Source organism: Streptosporangium sp. NPDC051023 (genome assembly GCF_040689595.1).
Taxonomy (GTDB): domain Bacteria; phylum Actinomycetota; class Actinomycetes; order Streptosporangiales; family Streptosporangiaceae; genus Streptosporangium.
Genome location: NZ_JBFBCE010000072.1, coordinates 1 through 13,115, shown reverse-complemented (window position 1 = coordinate 13,115; position 13,115 = coordinate 1). Strand labels below are relative to the sequence as shown.

11 protein-coding genes and 1 pseudogene are annotated in these 13,115 nt (G+C 70.9%); 8 read left to right on the top strand and 4 right to left on the bottom strand.

Annotated elements, in window-relative coordinates; all coding sequences use genetic code 11:
- The first annotated feature begins 4 nt into the window (after positions 1-4).
- From AB0395_RS35255 to AB0395_RS35240, 4 genes are read left to right on the top strand one after another with little or no spacing between them, the layout of a single operon-like run.
- Positions 5-1,594 carry an ABC transporter substrate-binding protein gene (locus AB0395_RS35255; RefSeq protein WP_366288446.1) on the top strand — a complete coding sequence of 530 codons (1,590 nt, stop codon included), beginning with the start codon at positions 5-7 and terminating at the stop codon, positions 1,592-1,594.
- A complete protein-coding gene (locus AB0395_RS35250; protein ID WP_366288444.1) occupies positions 1,594-2,598 on the top strand; it encodes an ABC transporter permease in 1,005 nt (334 codons plus the stop codon). The genes AB0395_RS35255 and AB0395_RS35250 overlap by 1 nt, the downstream gene beginning before the upstream one ends.
- On the top strand, positions 2,598-4,424 hold the full coding sequence (locus AB0395_RS35245; RefSeq protein WP_366288442.1) for a dipeptide/oligopeptide/nickel ABC transporter permease/ATP-binding protein: 1,827 nt from the start codon (positions 2,598-2,600) through the stop codon (positions 4,422-4,424). Before AB0395_RS35250 ends, AB0395_RS35245 begins: the two co-directional genes overlap by 1 nt.
- The gene (locus AB0395_RS35240) at positions 4,421-5,113 is read left to right on the top strand and encodes an ATP-binding cassette domain-containing protein (protein ID WP_366288440.1); all 693 of its coding nucleotides are present in this window, start codon (positions 4,421-4,423) and stop codon (positions 5,111-5,113) included. Before AB0395_RS35245 ends, AB0395_RS35240 begins: the two co-directional genes overlap by 4 nt.
- A gap of 123 nt (positions 5,114-5,236) precedes the next feature.
- Here AB0395_RS35240 and AB0395_RS35235 read toward each other — a convergent pair whose 3' ends face one another.
- Together AB0395_RS35235 and AB0395_RS35230 are read right to left on the bottom strand one after the other, a co-directional pair.
- Positions 5,237-6,022 carry a crotonase/enoyl-CoA hydratase family protein gene (locus AB0395_RS35235; RefSeq protein WP_366288438.1) on the bottom strand — a complete coding sequence of 262 codons (786 nt, stop codon included), beginning with the start codon at positions 6,020-6,022 and terminating at the stop codon, positions 5,237-5,239.
- Between the two features lie 29 nt (positions 6,023-6,051).
- A complete protein-coding gene (locus AB0395_RS35230) occupies positions 6,052-6,909 on the bottom strand; it encodes a hypothetical protein (RefSeq protein ID WP_366288436.1) in 858 nt (285 codons plus the stop codon).
- A gap of 115 nt (positions 6,910-7,024) precedes the next feature.
- Between AB0395_RS35230 and AB0395_RS35225 the strand changes: the two genes are divergently transcribed.
- From AB0395_RS35225 to efeB, 4 genes are all read left to right on the top strand, one after another.
- The gene (locus AB0395_RS35225) at positions 7,025-7,969 is read left to right on the top strand and encodes an aminotransferase class I/II-fold pyridoxal phosphate-dependent enzyme (RefSeq protein WP_366288434.1); all 945 of its coding nucleotides are present in this window, start codon (positions 7,025-7,027) and stop codon (positions 7,967-7,969) included.
- Positions 7,970-8,138: 169 nt separating this feature from the next.
- Positions 8,139-8,990, top strand: coding sequence for an iron uptake transporter permease EfeU (efeU, locus tag AB0395_RS35220; protein ID WP_366288432.1), 852 nt, complete (start codon positions 8,139-8,141; stop codon positions 8,988-8,990).
- A gap of 13 nt (positions 8,991-9,003) precedes the next feature.
- Complete coding sequence (gene efeO / locus AB0395_RS35215; protein WP_366288430.1) at positions 9,004-10,149, top strand: iron uptake system protein EfeO; 1,146 nt, start codon at positions 9,004-9,006, stop codon at positions 10,147-10,149.
- Positions 10,150-10,196: 47 nt separating this feature from the next.
- Complete coding sequence (gene efeB, locus AB0395_RS35210; RefSeq protein ID WP_366288428.1) at positions 10,197-11,456, top strand: iron uptake transporter deferrochelatase/peroxidase subunit; 1,260 nt, start codon at positions 10,197-10,199, stop codon at positions 11,454-11,456.
- Positions 11,457-11,524: 68 nt separating this feature from the next.
- On the opposite strand, the gene AB0395_RS35205 is transcribed toward efeB, so the two are convergent.
- Entirely contained in the window at positions 11,525-12,652 is a 1,128-nt protein-coding gene (locus AB0395_RS35205) for a serine hydrolase domain-containing protein (RefSeq protein WP_366288426.1), read from the bottom strand.
- 292 nt (positions 12,653-12,944) lie between these two features.
- Positions 12,945-13,115 (bottom strand): annotated as a pseudogene (locus tag AB0395_RS35200) (o-succinylbenzoate synthase); the annotation flags it as partial.

Genomic DNA, 13,115 nt, shown 5'->3' with positions numbered 1-13,115 from the left:
TCCGATGAAAAACGTAGGCCCCGCGGCCGTCCTCGCCTCCCTGAGCCTGCTGGCGGCCGCCTGCGGCGGCGCAGCCGACGACGGTTCGTCCGGCAAGTCCGCCGAGGGCGGCACCTTCTCCTATGCGCTCGCCGCCGACCCCGGGGTGCTCGACCCGGCCATGGGCATCATGGGGATCACCAACGCCGTGCTGTCGCTGGCCTATGACACGCTCGTGAACCAGACCTCCGATGGCAAGATCATCCCTGGTCTGGCCGAGAAGTGGGACGTCAAGCCGGACTCGGTGACCTTCACCCTGCGCAAGGACGTCACCTGTTCCGACGGCTCCAAGCTCACCGCCGCCGACGTGGCCGAGAACGTCAACCACATCGCCGACCCGGCCACCAAGTCACCCATCTACGGCGTGCTCATCCCCGCGGGGATGACGGCCAAGGCGGACGACGCGGCCGGCACGGTGACGCTCTCCACTCCCAAGCCGTTCAGCTTCATCCTGGAGAGCACCCCGCTGATGTTCATCGTCTGCGGCAAGGCGGTCAAGGACCGCTCGCTGATCGCCCACGCCACCTCCGGCTCCGGGCCCTACAAGCTCGTCGAGGCCGTGCCCAGCGACCACTACACCTTCCAGATCCGCGAGGACTACGCCTGGGGGCCCAACGGCGCCACCACCAAGGAACCGGGCATGCCCGCCAAGCTCGTGCTGAAGGTCGTGCCGAACGAGCAGACCGCCGCCAACCTGCTGGTCTCCGGTGACATCAACGGCGCCGTCATCAACGGTGCCGACCGCAAGCGCCTCGAGGCCATGCCGGGAATGGGCAAGGTCATCGTCCCCACGGGCAATGGACAGTTCTTCTACCACCAGGGTGACGACCGGCCAGGCAAGGACCCGGCGGTGCGCAAGGCCCTCACCCAGGCGGTCAACCTTCCCGAGCTGGCCGGAATCTCCTCCGGCGGGACGGGGCGCCCGGTCACCGGACTGGTCGGGGTCCCCAAGCCCTGCCAGGGGGACAGCGTCACCGGCCACGTCCCGGGCTTCGACCCGGTCGGTGCGGCCGCAGCGCTCGACGCCGCCGGTTGGAAGGCGGGCCCCGACGGCATCCGCGTCAAGGACGGCAAGAAGCTGTCCCTGCGCCTGCTGTACATCACCACCAGGGGGGCGGGCCCGCAGGCCGCGGCCGAGTACCTCGCCGCCGCCTGGAAGAAGGTGGGCGCAGAGGTCACGCTGAACGGCGTCATCGACACCAAGCTGCCGGAGTCGCTCAACGTCACCCAGGACTGGGACGTCGTCTGGCTGCCGATCGGCGTCACCCTGCCCAGCCAGCTCGTCGGCTTCCTGTCCGGGCCCGCGGCGCCCAAGGGGGCCAACTTCGCCCACCTGACCAACAGCCGGTACGAGACGCTGGTCGCCGGGGCCGCGCTCAAGACGGGCGAGGAGGGCTGCAAGCTCTGGAACGAGGCGGAGTCCGCGCTGTTCGAGAACGCCGACCTGGTGCCGGTCGTGGAGATCACCGCGCTCATCGCACAGAAGGGCGCCACGTTCGACATGCTGGCGGGCCTGTTCGTGCCGACCTCCATCCGGATGACCGAGGCGGGCTAGTGGCCGGAATCCCACGCCTACAGGGCCGCCGCCTGCTCGCGGGCGGCGTGTCCCTGGCCCGTGCGCGAAGCGCGTTCCTGCTCCGGCACCTCGTCCGCTTCGTGATCTCGCTGGCGGTGCTGCTCGTCGCGTCGTTCGCGATGATCCACCTCATCCCGGGTGATCCGGTGCGCGCCTCGCTCGGCCAGGCCGCGCCGATCGAGCTGATCGAGGCCAGACGTGCGGCGCTCGGGCTCGACCAGCCGATCCTCACCCAGCTGGGGACCTACGTCCGCAACGTGCTGTCCGGAGACTTCGGCACCTCCTTCCTCAGCGGGGAACCGGTCGGCGACGTCATCTCCGCCCGGCTGCCCAACACCCTCGCCCTCGCCCTGCTCGCGACCGTCGTGGCCCTGCTCATCGCGGTGCCGCTCGGCATGTGGGCGGGGGTCCGCACCGAGAACGGCCGCAACCGCGGCACCGAGGCGACCTTCACCTCGGCGACCGGAACGGCCATCGCGGTGCCCGAGTTCCTCTACGCCATCGTCCTGGTCGCGGTCTTCGCCATCGGACTCGGCTGGTTCCCGCCCGCGGGCAAGGGCGCCCCCGCGACCTACGTGCTGCCCATCCTCTCCCTGGCCATCGCCCCCGCCGCGATGATCGCCCGCATCTCCAGGGTGGAGACGCTGCGCGAGCTGGGCAGCGACTACGTACGGCTGGCACGTGCCAAACGGCTGCCCGCCGCCCGCATCTACATCCGGCACGTCCTGCCCAACACGCTCACCGCCACCCTCACCATCGGGGGCCTGCTGCTCACCGGTCTGATCGCGGGCAGTGTGCTCGTCGAGTACGTCTTCGCCTGGCCGGGCCTCGGCCTGCGGATCGTGGAGTCGATCACGCAGAAGGACTACCCCGTCGCCCAGGGCGTGATCCTCGTCTACGGCGCGATCGTGCTCGTGGTGAACCTGCTCGTCGACGTGCTGCTCGGCGTGCTCGACCCGACCTCCGCAGTTAAGGAGACCTGATGCGGCAGCTGCTGCGGACCCCCGCCGGGCTCGCCGGGACCATACTGGTCGCCCTCATGGTGGTCGTGGCGATCATCGGGCCGCCGATCTGGGGGGTGGAGGCCGAGCGCATCAACCCCTCGGTCATCCTCCAGGGAGCCTCGGACGCCCACCCGCTCGGCACCGACAACCTGGGCCGCGACATCCTGGCCAGGGTGATGGTGGCCGGGCGGCTCTCCCTGCTCCTCGCCCTGCTGACCACGCTCATCGGGGCGGTCGTGGGGACCGTGCTCGGCGCCCTCCCCTCGGTGCTGCCCCGCCGCGGCGCGCGGCTGGTCACCGGCACGGTCAACGCGCTGGTCGCCTTCCCCGGACTGCTGCTGGCCATGTTCACCGCGGTGGTCACCGGGCTCGGCGCGAAAGGGGCCGTGCTGGGCATCGGCGTCGCCATCGCGCCGAGCTTCGCGCGGCTCACCCAGACGCTCGCCGCCTCCGTCGCCGGGGCCGACTACGTGTCGGCCGCCCGGATGCTCGGGGTTCCCCGCATGCGGGTCATGACACGTCACGTCCTGCCCAACATCGCCGAGCCGCTGATCCTCAACCTCACCCAGGCGCTGGGCAGCGCGCTGCTCGCGCTCGCCGGGATGTCCTTCCTCGGCCTGGGCGTGCAGCCGCCGTCGTTCGACTGGGGACGGCTGCTGTTCGAGGGCTTCAACCGCATCTACGACAGCCCGGCCGTTGCCCTCGGCCCCGCCGTCGCGGTCGCGCTCGCGGGCATCGGGTTCAACCTGCTGGGAGACGCCCTGGCGCGCGCCGCGGCGCGCACCACCACACCCGCGAAGACGGCCCCCGCGCCCGTCGTCGCGCGGCAGGAGATCGAGGAGCCCGACCCCGAGGCGGTCCTGGAGGTGCGGGACCTCACCGTCACCTTCCCCGGAGGCGTCACCCCGGTCCGCGGTCTCTCGCTGACCGTCGCGCCGGGGGAGATCGTCGGCCTGGTCGGGGAGTCGGGCAGCGGCAAGAGCCTGACCGCCTCGGCGATCGGCGGCCTGGTGCCCTACCCCGGCGAGGTCACGACGGGACGGCTCCGGCTGTGCGGCGCCGACCTTGACGAACTTGCCGAACACGAGCGGCGCAAGCTGCTCGGCACCTCGCTGGCGATGGTCTTCCAGGACCCCATGGCCTCGCTCAACCCGGCGCTGCGGGTCGGCGGCCAGCTCGCCGAGGTCGCGACCGTGCACCAGGGGGCGAGCCGGGAGAAGGCCTGGGACAGGGCCGTCGACCGCCTCGACCACGTGCACATCCCCGAGCCCGCGCGGCGGGCCCGCCAGCACCCCCACGAGCTGTCCGGCGGCATGCGCCAGCGCGTGGTGATCGCGATGGGCCTGATGGGCACGCCGCGGCTCATCATCGCCGACGAGCCGACCACCGCGCTCGACGTGACGGTGCAGCGGCAGATCCTCCGCCTGCTGCGCCAGGTGACGGCCGAGACCGGCGCCGCGACCCTGTTCATCTCCCACGACATCGCCGTGGTCGGTGAGCTGTGCCACCGGGTCGTCGTCATGTACGCGGGCAGGGTGGTCGAGGAACTGCCCGTCGACCAGCTGGTCGCGGGCGCCGCGCATCCCTACACCCGCGCGCTGGTCGCCTCGCTGCCCGACATGGACACCGACAGGTCCCAGCCGCTGGCCAGCATCCCCGGACGCCAGCCCGCCCCCGCCGAGGTCGGCGCGGGCTGCGCCTTCGCCTCCCGCTGCGAACTGGCGACCGACCGCTGCTCCACCGAGCTTCCGCCCCTGATCCCGTACGGCAAGGCGCACCAGGTCGCCTGCTGGGAGGCCCAGTGATCATCAAGAACCTGACCGTGCGGTTCGGCGGGTTCACCGCCGTCGACGACGTCACCCTGGAGATTCCCCAAGGAGCGATCGTCGGCCTGGTGGGGGAGTCGGGCTCCGGCAAGTCGACCCTGGCCAAGGCGGTGACCGGGCTGGTGCGCTACAGCGGGGAGATCACGGGTGGCGACTCCCGGCGCATCCAGATGGTCTTCCAGAACCCCTATGCCTCCCTCAATCCCAGGATGACGGTGGGCACGTCGGTCGCGGAGGGGCTGAAGCTGCCCCGCGCGGCCCGTGCGGCCGAGGTCGAGCGGCTGCTGTCGCTGGTCTCCCTGCCGGCCGCCATGGCCGAACGTTATCCGCGCGAGTTGTCGGGCGGCATGCGGCAGCGGGTGGCGATCGCCAGGGCGCTGGGCGCGCGGCCGGAGTTGCTGGTCGCCGATGAGATCACCTCCGCCCTGGACGTCTCGGTGCAGGGCGCGGTGCTCAACCTGGTCCGCTCGCTGCGCGAGGAACTCGGCCTGTCGATGCTGTTCATCTCGCACAACCTCGCCGTGGTCCGCTACGTCTCCGACTTCGTCGCGGTGATGCACCAGGGCAGGCTGGTGGAGGTCGGGCCGACCGAGGAGGTCGTCGGGGCTCCCCGCGACGACTACACCCGGTCGCTGCTTGAGGCCGTACCCCGCCTCGGCCGGGTCTGAGGCGCGGTTCCCGGAACGGGGGCCCGCACCGGACGGACGAGTGCCCGGCGGGTGGTGGCGCCGGTCGGAACGGCGCCGATACGCGGCGGATGACCAGGTGCTCCGTGCCCCTCCAGGGGCCGTCTAACTCGACGGGGCGGACGGCCGTGATCGGGTGAGGAAGCGGCGCAGGCCGTCGGCGACCCCCTCGGTGGGCACGGTGACGGCGAACCACGCGGCCTCGACGGCGAGGCCCTCGTCGATGGGGACGTTGATCCCCCGGGTCACCGCGGCCAGGCACGCCCTGACCGCGGTCGGGGCGTGCCTGATGATGCGCCTGGCCAGCTCTCCGGCGGCGGTCTGCAGGTCGTCGTGCGGCACGACGCGGTTGACGATGCCGAGTTCCGCCGCCCTGGCGGCGTCGATCGGGTCCCCGGTCAGGATCATCTCCAGGCCGCGCTTGCGGCCGATGTGCCGGGGTAGGCGCTGCGATCCGCCGAAGGGCGGGGGGAAGCCCAGCGCGATCTCCGGCTTGGCGAAGGTCGCGCGCTCGCTCGCGACGGCCAGGTGCGCCGCCTCGGTGAGCTCGCACCCGCCGCCGTAGGCGAGTCCGTTCACCGCGGCGATGACGGGCTTGGGGAACTCCTCGATGCGGCGGGTGAGACCCTGCCCCCGGCGCACGATCTCCCGCAGCGCCCGGTCCGTGCCTCCCGCGATGCTCGCGGCCAGGTCCCCGATGTCGGCTCCGGCGCTGAAGGCGCGGTCCCCCGCGCCGGTCAGGATGACGGCCCCGATCGCGTTGTCGTTCTCGATCCGGCCGAGCGTCGCGGTGAGTCTGTCGATGGTGGCGTAGTCGAGCGCGTTCAGTTTCTCCGGGCGGTTAACGGTGACGGTCGCGACGGCGCCGTCGACGTCGAGGGTGACGGTCATGCGAAACTCTCCGATCGTGTCGCGGGACGTCACGGCCTGGGGGCGCCGACGGGGTTGGGGACCGGGATCACGCCGGTGTCGACGAGGTGACGGCTGAGCGGGGCCGCCAGGCCGATCGCCTCCTCGATGCCCGACTCCCCGAGGGCGGTGACCGGATCGGCGGCCAGGCGGTCGGTGGCGTCCTCGATCCTGCGGCGCAGTTCCCCGCCGGTCTTGGTCAGCCGCGAGGTGCGGTCCAGCAGCCCGCGGGCGGCCAGCCTGCGGCGGCCGTCCTCCCACTCCTCGTCGCTCCAGCCCCGGTTGCTCTGGATGACCTGCCGGGTGACCGCCCCGGTGGCCACGTGGGTGAGGGTGGCCTCCAGCCCGCGCAGCCCGGCGTGGACGGCCGCGATGACGTGCCCGTCGCCCCGGTGCTCGCGCAGGACCGTCGCGGCCAGCCACACGCGTCCCGCGGCGTCGGAGGGGGGACGAACCCGGGACCAACCGGCGGCCAGCGGCCTGCCCTCGTAGCGGCATGCCCTCGCTGCCTCCTCCAGGAGGGTCGCGAGCCGTTCGAGGGCGCCGCGCGCGGGGGGCAGCGTCCGTTCCAGGGCGGCCCGTACCGCGTCCAGACGGGTGCCGAGCACACTGCCGGGCGAGGCGTAGGCCCAGGCGTCCGGCAGCGCCCTGGCGACCATGCCCGGGGCGAATCCGTAGAGTATCGCCGTCACCGCCGGGGCGTCGAGCGGGCCGAGCGGGGCGACCCTGCCCGCGAAGTAGCCCATCCACCACCCCGGCAGTCCCAGCGCTTTGGCCGCCTGGGCGGGCTCGGGCGCGAAGTACGCCACGGAGTGCAGCGGTTCGATGGACTCCCAGAAACGCCTGGCCAGCGTGGGGCTCGGGTCCACGGGAACTCTCCTTCGGTCGGGCACCGCCCAGCGTCGCGGTTCGCCCAGCGTCGCGGTTGCCCCGGAGGAAGAACAGTGCCAATTTCGGAGAGTGGACCAGGATCTGGGATGGTGGGTGAGGATCGCGCTCGAGGGCTGGCGCGACCGCGAGGGGCCGCGTTACCGCAGGATCGCCGAGGCCGTCGCGGAGGCCGTCCAGAACCGGCTGGTCGCCGCGGGCGACCGGCTGCCCGCGGAACGGCCGCTGGCCGACGCGCTGGCGGTCAGCCGCGGCACCGTGGTCCGCTGCCTCGACGAGTTGGAGGCGGCCGGGATCGTGGAGCGCCTGCGCGGCTCGGGCACGTTCGTCAAGGCCAGGCCCGCCTGGACGGACACCCCGAGGGAAAACCCGGTGTCCGCGCTGCTGCGCCGCCAGATGGCGGGGGGCGGCGAGTCGATCGACCTGTCACAGGCCGTGCCCGCAGGCGTCGACCATCTCCCCGGGATCCCGGGGCTGGACGTCCTGGCCGGTGCCGAGGGCCACGGTCTGGAACCGGCGGGCTCGATCGCCCTGCGGACCGCCCTGGCCGACCACCTCACCCGCCGTCTCAACCTGCCGACGGACGCCGAGCAGTTGATCGTGACCTCCGGCGCCCAGCACGCGCTGACCCTGGTGGCCGCGGCGGTCGTGCCGCAGGGCCGTACGGTCGTCACCGGCTGCCCGACCTACCAGGGGCTGCCCGGTGCCCTTGCGGGGCGCGGCGGGCGCCTCCTGGGGCGGCACCTGCCCGCCTGGCGCCCCGAGCCGCCCGCCGCGGGCCTGTCGCTGTGGGTCACCCTGCCGGTGACCGACAGCGAGACCTACGCGCACCTCGCCTCCCGCTACGGCGTCATCGTCGCGCCCGGGGCCGCGCACTGCGTCGACGGCCGTCACCACGCGGGGATCCGCCTGTCGATCGCGGAGTCCCCGCACGTTCTTGAGGCCGCGGTCGACCGCCTCGCCGCCGCCTGGGAACACCACACCAGGGATCTGGCCGCGGGGCGTTCGCGGGTCGCGCCGGGACACGCCGTCTCCGGATAGGTTCCGGAAGGTTCGCGCGATCCTTCGGCAAAGCCTGTTTTCCGGAGATCAGTGTGGTACCGGGTGCCAATGGCTCGACCTGGGGGCCGAAATAGCGCATCCTCGTGTAGAGAGTAAGGTTGCCCTGCCCTAAATTAGGTAAGCCTTTGTAGTCGTCTCAGGAGTCACGGTGTTCGCCAGCTACCTCATCGGACTGCGAGAGGGCCTCGAGGCGACCCTCGTCGTCTCCGTTCTCGTCGCCTTCCTCGTCAAGAGCGATCGCAAGGACCGGCTGCCCCAGGTGTGGGCGGGCGTCGGCGCGGCCGTCGCTCTGTCGGTCGGGTTCGGCGCGCTGCTCACCTTCACCGCGGCGCACCTCAACCACGGGCAGCAGGAGATGTTCGACGCCGTCACCTCGCTGCTGGCCACCGTGTTCGTCACCTGGATGATCTTCTGGATGCGCAGGGCGGCCCGTTCCCTCTCCGGTGAGCTGCGGGCAAAGCTGACCGACGCCATCCAGATGGGCACGATCGCCGTGGTCGTCATGGCGTTCCTGGCCGTGGCGCGCGAGGGCCTGGAGACCGCGCTGCTGTTCTTCGCCTCGGTGCAGGGCGCGACGACGTCGTCCAGCCCGCTGATCGGCATCAGCCTGGGCATCCTCACCTCGATCGCGCTCGGCTGGGGCCTGTACCGCAGCGCGCTTCGGGTCAACCTCACCAAGTTCTTCACCTGGACGGGCCTGCTGCTGATCCTGGTCGCCGCGGGCATCTTCAAGTACGGCGTGCACGACCTGCAGGAGGCCAACATCCTGCCCGGCCTGTCCAACTACGCCTTCGACATCAGCTCCGTCATGCCCGCCGACTCGTGGTACGGCACCCTGATGTCCGGGATGTTTAACATCACCCCACAGCCGAGCGTGCTGGAGACCGCCGCCTGGGTCCTCTACGCGGTCCCCACCCTCTTCTTCTTCCTGCGGCCCCAGCGCAAGCGTCCCGCCGCCGCTCCTCCCGTCTCCGTCACCGACCCGCGTCCAGCGGCTTGAAACAGGGTTCATCATGCGTACTTCCATCGCCATCGCCGTAGGATCCCTCGCTCTGGCGGGCCTGACCGCCTGTTCAAGCGGTGGCGGCGCCCCCGCCGCGAGCCCGCAGGCCGCCAAGAGCTCCGCGGGCGGGCCGATCACCGTCGCCGCCAGCGACACCGAGTGCAAGGTCGCCTCAACCGAGGTCGCCGCGGGCACCTCGACCTTCACCATCACCAACGGCGGCAGCAAGGTGACGGAGTTCTACGTCTACGCCTCGGGCGACCGGGTCATGGGCGAGGTGGAGAACATCGTGCCGGGCCTGACCCGCGAGGTGATCGTGGAACTGCCCGCGGGCGTCTATGAGACCGTCTGCAAGCCGGGCATGACCGGCAAGGGCATCAGGGGCCCGCTGAAGGTGACCGGTGAGCACAAGCCGCTCAGCGACGACGCCAAGCTGGCTGAGGCGACCGCGGGTTACAAGCGCTACATCAAGACCCAGAGCGACACCCTGCTGGTCAAGACCCAGGAGTTCGTCGACGCGGTCAAGGCGGGCGACATCGAGAAGGCCAAGGCGCTCTTCCCGGTCTCGCGGACCTACTGGGAGCGGATCGAGCCGGTCGCGGAGATCTTCGGCGACCTCGACCCGGCCATCGACGCCCGCGAGAACGACCTCGCCGAGGGCGAGGAGTGGACCGGATTCCACAAAATCGAAAAGAATCTCTGGGTCACCAAGGACATCAGCAAGGACGGCCCGGTGGCCGACAAGCTGATGACCGACATCAAGACGATCGTGGAGAAGGCCAACGCCGCCGAGCTCTCCCCGGTGCAACTGGCCAACGGAGCCAAGGAACTCCTCGACGAGGTTGCCTCCGGGAAGATCACCGGTGAGGAGGACCGCTACTCGCACACCGATCTGTGGGACTTCGACGCCAACCTGCAGGGCTCGAAGGCAGCGGTCCAGGCGCTCAGGCCGGTCCTCGAGGAGCGTGCTCCCGACCTGGTCAAGACGCTGGACGAGAAGTTTGCCGCAACCGAGGCGGAGCTGGGCGCGCATCGTGCGGGCGACGGCTGGAAGCTCCACACTGAGCTGTCCAAGGACGAGTTGAAGAAGCTGTCGGACTCGATCAACGCCTTGTCCGAGCCGATCAGCAAGATCGCCGCAGTTGTCGCCAAATAGCCCATATATCGCTGTTCGCGGCACGCGAGCCGTACGGAGGAAAGCGCATGAGTGAGCGGATCAGCCGCAGGAAGCTGTTCGGGCTGGGGGCCGCAGGGGTCGCGGCGGCCGGTGCGGGTGTGATCGCGGTGCGCGCAGGCGAAGGAGAGCACGCCGCCACCTCCGCCCACGTCGCCTCGACCACCGACGCTGTGCCCTTCTACGGCGAGCACCAGGCGGGCATCGTCACCCCGGCCCAGGATCGGCTGCACTTCGTCTCCTTCGACGTCACCACCGACAAGAAGGCCGATCTCGCCGACCTGCTGCAGGAGTGGACGGCCGCCGCCGCCCGGATGACCCAGGGCAGGGAGGCGGGCACCTTCGGCGCCGTCGGCGGGGTCCCCGAGGCCCCGCCGGACGACACGGGAGAGGCGCTCGGGCTGCCCGCAGCCGGGCTCACGCTGACGGTCGGCTTCGGCGGCTCGCTGTTCGACGACAGGTTCGGCCTGGCGGCCAGGAAACCGGCCGCCCTGGCCGCCCTGCCGAAGTTCCCCGGGGACGCCCTGCTGCCGGAGATCTCCGGTGGTGACATCTGCGTTCAGGCGTGCGCACACGACCCGCAGGTCGCCGTGCACGCCATTCGTAACCTGGCCCGCATCGGCTTCGGCCGGGTCTCGGTGCGCTGGTCCCAGCTCGGCTTCGGCCGTACCTCCTCCACCTCGCGGGCGCAGGCGACGCCCCGCAACCTGATGGGGTTCAAGGACGGTACGAACAACCTCAAGCTGGAGGACGCGGCCCTGCTCAGGGAGCAGCTCTGGGTGGCTCCCGGCGACGGCCAGGACTGGATGGCGGGCGGCAGCTACCTGGTCACCAGGAAGATCCGGATGATGATCGAGACCTGGGACCGGACGTCGTTGCTCGAGCAGGAGCAGATCTTCGGCCGGGACAAGGGCGAGGGCGCCCCGCTGGGGAGGAAGGCCGAGTTCGACCCGATCGACTTCGTCGCGAAGGACGTGGCGGGCGAGCCCGTCGTCAAGACCGACGCCCACGTACGGCTCGCCCACCCCAGCAGCAACGGCAACGCCCACCTGCTGCGCAGGGGCTACAACTACGTCGACGGGTCCGACGGCCTTGGCCGTCTGGACGCGGGCCTGTTCTTCATGGCCTACCAGCGCGACCCACGCCGCCAGTTCGTCCCGATCCAGCTCTCCCTGGCGAAGAACGACGCGCTCAACGAGTACATCAAGCACGTCTCGAGCGGGCTTTTCGCCTGTCCCGGCGGAGTCAAGGACGCCGGTGACTACTGGGGCAGGGCCCTGTTCTCCTGAGTCCTTCCGGCTGCTCACGCCCGCGGACGACGGCGATCCGGGGGCGTGAGCGGTACGGGTCGAGCGGATCAGCCGGCCGCCGAGGTGCCGCGGATCGCGTGCTCGATCAGGCGTGAGGCCTCGCTCTGCGCGAGTGAGCCCCCGTCGGTTGAGCGTGACACGATCACGCTGGTACGGCCGTCCAAGGTGACGGCGTTGTCGGTCATGTATCCCGGCGTGCCGCCGGCGTGGGACCACATCGGGATCCCGCAGCTCAGCTGCTGCCGCGCCATGCCCAGGCCGAACTCCCAGCCGGGCACGCCCATGGGGATCGTGGTCGTCATCTTCCGCAGCTGCGGTTGCGGCAGCAACTGTCCGCCCAGCAGCGCCCGCCAGAAACGGCCGAGGTCGTCGGTGGTGGAGATGATCTCCGCTGCCGGGCCGCCCCAGCCGAGGCTGACCTCGGTGCTGCGAAACAGCCGGGAGGTCGTGACGTCCTGGGTGTAGCCCTCGGCGCGTGGCCTGGGCAGGAGCGGGGAGTCACCGGGCAGCGTCGTGTCCCGCAGCTCCAGCGGAGCGATGATCCGGCGCTTCACCTCCTCCCGCCAGGAGCGCCCGACGACCTTGTCGATGACCATTCCGGCCAGGATGTAGTTGACGTTGGCATAGCCCCAGCGGGAGCCGGGCGCGAAGACGGGGGGATGTTCGACGCCGAGAGTCACCACCTGCGCGGGGGAGAGGCGCATGAACTGGTGCCTGTGGAACCCCTGCTCGGTATGCATCTGCTGCTCGACGTCGTTCGGGTAGTCGTACAGGCCGCTGGTGTGCTGCAGCAGGTTCCTGACGGTGATCTCGTCCCCGTCGTTGCCGTTGCCCTGCACCAGCCCGGGCAGCCACCGCTCGACACTGTCGTCGAGAGACAGGCGTCCCTCCGCCTCGAGCTGCAGGACCACCACCGCGGCGAAGGTCTTGGTGTTGCTGCCGATCCGGAAGCGCCCGTCGAGCGGGACCGGGACGTCACGGCCCAGTACCGCGGTGCCGCTGCCTGCGGCGAGTTCACCGCACGGTGAGACCACACGGGCCTGCACTCCTACAACCCCGGCGTCGCGAATCGCGTCCAGGTCCCGCTGCAGGGCCTCCTGCCCATACCCGGCCGACGCGTGAGGGGGCTCTGCCGCCGCCGGAGAACAGTCCCCCTCCGTATTTTTCATGATCATTCAGCCTTCCGCCGGCTTCTTCCTCGAACGGTGATCAGATGAAACGGGGAAGCACCCAGAGGCGACCGTCAGGTGGAACCGGGAAGTGTCAGGGCTGCCCGGCCTCTTGTGGTGAGGGGCCGCCGGTGCTTGGGAGAAATCGGGTGGATCTGCCTGGCCAGGCCCTCAATGCGCGGGCTCGCTTCGCCAGGGGTGGCCGGCTGCGCGAGGGCGGGGCCTGCTCGTCTCCGATCTCACCGCACGGGCCGCGCCGGGCCCCGCTTCCGGGGCCCGGCCCACGCTGCCCGGCGGTTCAGAAGCTGATCCATTCGGTGGAGACGGTGACCTCGCGCAGGAGGTCGGGGATGGGGTCGACGCCGATGCCGGGACCGGTGGGTACGGGCAGGTGGCCGTCCTGCAGGACGAAGGGCTCGGTGATGTCGGTGGCGTAGTAGCGGTTGGAGCCGGAGGTGTCGCCGGGCAG

Coding starts and splice junctions, on each gene's coding strand:
- AB0395_RS35245 (WP_366288442.1), top strand. CDS start 2,598: ATGCGGCAGCTGCTGCGGACCCCCGCCGGGCTCGCCGGGACCATACTG.
- AB0395_RS35205 (WP_366288426.1), bottom strand. CDS start 12,652: ATGATCATGAAAAATACGGAGGGGGACTGTTCTCCGGCGGCGGCAGAG.
- AB0395_RS35255 (WP_366288446.1), top strand. CDS start 5: ATGAAAAACGTAGGCCCCGCGGCCGTCCTCGCCTCCCTGAGCCTGCTG.
- efeB (WP_366288428.1), top strand. CDS start 10,197: ATGAGTGAGCGGATCAGCCGCAGGAAGCTGTTCGGGCTGGGGGCCGCA.
- efeO (WP_366288430.1), top strand. CDS start 9,004: ATGCGTACTTCCATCGCCATCGCCGTAGGATCCCTCGCTCTGGCGGGC.
- AB0395_RS35235 (WP_366288438.1), bottom strand. CDS start 6,022: ATGACCGTCACCCTCGACGTCGACGGCGCCGTCGCGACCGTCACCGTT.